Source organism: Bradyrhizobium sp. (assembly GCF_030697065.1).
In the GTDB taxonomy this organism is placed as follows: Bacteria; Pseudomonadota; Alphaproteobacteria; order Rhizobiales; family Xanthobacteraceae; genus Bradyrhizobium.
On sequence record NZ_JAUYQU010000264.1, the window covers coordinates 1 to 2,587 of the forward strand.

The window sequence follows — 2,587 nt, forward strand, 5'->3', positions numbered from 1 at the left end:
CGCGCACCCGCTCGCTCTCCTCGCCGCGCGCGGTCAGCATGATGATGGGCAACTGCCGGGTCTCCGGCCGTGCCCGCAGGCGACGGCACAGTACGATCCCGGACAGGCCCGGCAGCATCCAGTCCAGCACGACGAGATCCGGGATCCGCTCCTTCAGCCTGGTATCGGCGTCGTCGCCGCGCCCGACGGTTTCGACGTCGTAGCCTTCGGCATCGAGGTTGTAGCGCAGCAGCGTGGTGAGCGCTTCCTCGTCTTCCACCACCATAATGCGCGCACTCATCTTCTTCCTGGCCTTCTGTTGTTTTGACGCGTTTCCAGCACGCGAGCCGGTATCCACTTCGTCCGACAATGCGACCTCAATTACCCGGTACGGCAGTGGCAAAATTCGTCATGTCGCCCTTCGGGCGTTTTTCGAGCATCTGCTGGCCCTCGATCATGTAGAACACGGTTTCCGCGATATTGGTGGCGTGATCGCCGATCCGCTCGATGTTCTTGGCGCAGAACATCAGATGGATGCAGAACGAGATGTTGCGCGGATCTTCCATCATATAGGTCAGCAGCTCGCGGAACAGCGAGGTGCAGATGGCGTCGACTTCCTCGTCGCCCTTCCAGACCGACATCGCCGCCGGCAGATCGTGCGCGGCATAGGCGTCGAGCACGGACTTGACCTGGCCCGTCACGAGATCGGTCATGTGCTCGAGGCCGCGGATCAGTTTCAGCGGATGGAAATCGTTCTCCAGCGCGGAGACCCGCTTGCCCATGTTCTTGGCGAGGTCGCCGATCCGCTCCAGATCGGTGGCGACCCGCATGGCGCCGACGATCTCGCGCAGGTCGACCGCCATCGGCTGGCGCCGGGCGATGGTGAGCACCGCGCGCTCCTCGATGAGGCGCTGCAGGTTGTCGATTTCGGTGTCCGAGGCGACGACGCGCGCACCGAGCGCGATATCCCTGCGGATCAACGCGTCGACGGAATCGACGATCATGCGTTCGGCAAGACCGCCCATCTCCGCGACCAGACGGGTCAGCTCCTGCAGGTCGCTGTCGAACGCTTTTGCCGTGTGTTCCGTACCCATTTTCAATTTCCTCGCGATGCGCGTCAGCCGAACCGGCCGGTGATGTAGTCTTGGGTGCGCCGGTCGCTCGGCGAGGTGAAGATCTTGTTGGTGTCGTCGAACTCGATCAGTTCGCCGAGATACATGAAGGCCGTCTTGTCGGAGACGCGGGCGGCCTGCTGCATGTTGTGGGTGACGATGGCGATCGTATATTCCTCCGCCAGTTCCGAGATCAGTTCCTCGATCTTGGCGGTCGAGATCGGGTCCAGCGCCGAGCACGGTTCGTCGAACAGGATCACCTCGGGCCGTACCGCGACGGTGCGGGCGATGCAGAGTCGCTGCTGCTGGCCGCCGGACAGGCTGAGGCCCGAAGCGTTCAGCTTGTCCTTGACCTCGTTCCAGAGCGCGCCGCCGCGCAGCGCCTTTTCGACCCGGCCGTCCATTTCCGATTTGGAAATCTTCTCGTAGAGCCGGATCCCGAACGCGATGTTGTCATAGATCGTCATCGGGAACGGCGTCGGCTTCTGGAACACCATGCCGACGCGGGCGCGCAGCAGGTTGAGATCGAGCTTGGGATCTAGCACGTTGGTCTGGTCCAGCATCAGCTGGCCGGTAGCGCGCTGGCCGGGATAGAGATCGTACATCCGGTTGAAGACGCGCAGCAAAGTTGACTTGCCGCAGCCGGACGGCCCGATGAAGGCGGTGACGCGGTTGGTGCCGAGCACAATATTGATGTTCTTCAGCGCGTGGTTTTCGCCATAGTAGAAATTGAGGCCTCGCGCGGTGACCTTGGCCGGCGCATCGGGCAACACCACCGCAGGAACGGGTCCGCCCGCGGCACTCATCGATACTGAAAGCTCATTCATTTTGGTGTCCTCTCGGCGCCAAGGATGCGGGCGCCAATATTCAGCGCAAGTACGGTCAGGGTGATCAGCAGCGCGCCACTCCAGGCGAGCTGCTTCCAGTAGGCGTAGGGGCTTTGCACGAAGTTGTTGATGGTCACCGGCAGGTTGGCCATCGTCTGGGTCAGGTCGAGGCTGAAGAACTGGTTGGAGAGCGCGGTGAACAGCAGCGGCGCGGTTTCACCGGCGACCCGGGCGGTGGCCAGCAGCACGCCGGTGATGAGACCGGCGCGCGCCGCGCGGTAGGCGATGCGCTTGATCACCAGCGAACGCGGCAGGCCGAGCGCCGAGGCCGCCTCGCGCAGGGGATTGGGCACCAGCAGCAGCATGTCCTCGGTGGTGCGCACCACCACGGGGATCACGATCACCGCGAGCGCCAGGCTGCCGGCCAAGGCGGAGAACCTGCCCATCGGCAACACGACGGCGCCGTAGATGAACAGGCCGATGATGATCGAGGGCGCGCTCAAGAGAATATCGTTGATGAAGCGAATCACCGAGGTGAGCCGGTCGTTCCTGCCGTATTCGGCCAGGTAGGTGCCGGCCATCAGGCCGAGCGGCGCGCCGATCCCGACCCCGATCACGGTCATGATGATCGAACCGACGATGGCGTTGAGCAGGCCGCCATCGGTCGAT

4 protein-coding genes are annotated in these 2,587 nt (G+C 63.4%); all 4 read right to left on the reverse strand.

The genetic code is table 11. The features are described 5' to 3' along the window. On the reverse strand, positions 1 to 280 hold a 280-nt coding region (locus tag Q8R73_RS20950; protein ID WP_305721455.1), incomplete at its 3' end, for a response regulator. A 76-nt stretch (positions 281 to 356) separates the two neighbouring features. Then, positions 357 to 1,073, reverse strand: a complete 717-nt coding sequence (gene phoU, locus Q8R73_RS20955; RefSeq protein WP_305721456.1) for a phosphate signaling complex protein PhoU — start codon at positions 1,071 to 1,073, stop codon at positions 357 to 359. A 23-nt stretch (positions 1,074 to 1,096) separates the two neighbouring features. Beyond that, positions 1,097 to 1,918: a phosphate ABC transporter ATP-binding protein PstB gene (pstB, locus tag Q8R73_RS20960; protein ID WP_305721457.1), complete on the reverse strand. Its 822-nt coding sequence runs from the start codon at positions 1,916 to 1,918 to the stop codon at positions 1,097 to 1,099. Next, on the reverse strand, positions 1,915 to 2,587 hold a 673-nt coding region (pstA, locus tag Q8R73_RS20965; RefSeq protein WP_305721458.1), incomplete at its 5' end, for a phosphate ABC transporter permease PstA. The genes pstA and pstB, both read right to left, overlap by 4 nt.

What these genes read in the sequence shown, in the direction of transcription:
- phoU (WP_305721456.1), bottom strand. Translation starts at nt 1,073, where the DNA reads ATGGGTACGGAACACACGGCAAAAGCGTTCGACAGCGACCTGCAGGAG.
- pstB (WP_305721457.1), bottom strand. Translation starts at nt 1,918, where the DNA reads ATGAATGAGCTTTCAGTATCGATGAGTGCCGCGGGCGGACCCGTTCCT.